General features: G+C 38.9%; 1 protein-coding gene. It reads left to right on the top strand.

What is annotated here, in order from left to right; genetic code table 11:
• A partial coding sequence (locus tag AB1414_20320; GenBank protein MEW6609759.1) for a CARDB domain-containing protein occupies positions 1 to 1,724 on the top strand: 1,724 nt, incomplete at both ends.

Below are 1,724 nucleotides of genomic sequence, written 5' to 3'. Positions count from 1 at the left end.
ACCATCTACTTATTTTGAAGGAACCTCAACCGGAAGCCATACCTTAACCGAAACAAACCTACCAGATGGAGAGTATTTCTGGCGGATTAAGGTATTAAACCCCAATCTTGCTAACCTCTACTCTGATATTGGATGGTTTGAGATAATAACCGAAGAACCACAAATTGACCCAGAGTTTATCTTCCAGGAAGGTAATGTAGGTGAGGCAATTACACTAAGAGGCTCTAATTGGCCTCCTGATAAGCTTGTCTCTATTCACTTTGGCACCCACCAAACCATTGCTACAACCATAACATCTACCAATGGAACATTCTCAATAACCTTTATTGTCTCAACCCAACCCTATGGAACAACCATAATAACCGCAGAGGGCTGTATTGCCACCGCCATCTTCTTTATCAAGCCAAAGATTGCAATAAAACCATTATCTGGCAATATTGGAGAATCCATTACCCTAAATGGAACAGGATTTACAAAAGAGGCTATAATCTCAATTGACTTTGGAACAAGCATAAGCATTACAACCACAATCTCAAGCACAAATGGCACATTTTCGGTAATCTTCATTGCCAACCTCCAACCCCAAGGAACAACAATCATAAGTGCAAGGGGACCATCTGATGATATTGCCACAGACATATTCTATCTTCAAATACCCTCAAACCTTCCTGATCTTATCGTAGAAAAGATAAAGGTTTGTCCATCCCATATTATAAAGCAATACCAGAGGGTAAAAATAATCGCATTCATTAAAAACATTGGAACACAAGATGCTAATGTTATCAAAGTAATCTTCCTGGATGGAACAAACCAGATAGATGGAACAAAGACAATTGGGCATTTAGCCCCAGGGGAGGTAAAGATAAGGCATATTATCACAAGACCAAAAACCATAGGAACCCATACCATCACAGTAATCGTTGACCCAAGCAATACAATCCAAGAATTAAGAGAAGACAATAACATTGCCACTACAACCATCTTGGTTAAACCCGGTCAGGGAATAATGGGAACAATAACCGACAAGCAAACAGGAAATCCCATAGCGGGTACCTGCGTTTTTGCCATAGGATGTGACTTTGGAATGGATCTGACAGACAAAGATGGACATTATATCATTTCCGACCTAAAACCAGGATGCTATATTGTCCTTGCCATAAAGTGTGGCTATTATCCTCAAGGTAAGTGTTGCAAGGTAAAGAAGGATGAATTCACCATCCTTAATTTTGAGCTTAAGCAAAGAACAAGAACAGAAGAAATCTCAGACTACAATGAGGTTCTTTCTGCAATCCTTACCGCAATGAAGGAAAAAGAGGCTCTGGAAATTCAAGAGGAATTACCAATCAATCCAGAATTTGAAGCAGAGGTTATCTTAACCCTTTCTAAACAAGAAGAGATTCCATTTATTGAAAACCAAGAACCAATCTTACTAACCATAAAACCAAACAAAACAGCATTATCCCTTAATGATGAGCTTATCCTTAACCTTTCCTCTGATAACCAAAACCTTGCCTTAATGAACCTAAGGCTTGAATATGACAAGACAAAGCTAAGGTTAATGAACGAAAAAGAAGAATTCTTCCTGGGAACAAGTGGCAAAACCCTAATCTTTAAAGCAATCTCAGAAGAGCTAGGACAAACCATAAAAATCATCCCAATTTCCGCAAGGAATAAAAACAACAGGGAAATCCAGGCACAAGAAAGCTCAATAACCATAACCTCTG

Source organism: bacterium (genome assembly GCA_040755795.1).
Lineage (GTDB): Bacteria > UBA9089 > CG2-30-40-21 > CG2-30-40-21 > SBAY01 > JBFLXS01.
Note: the sequence above shows the minus strand (reverse complement) of the source record. Positions and strands in the feature narration are given on the sequence as shown.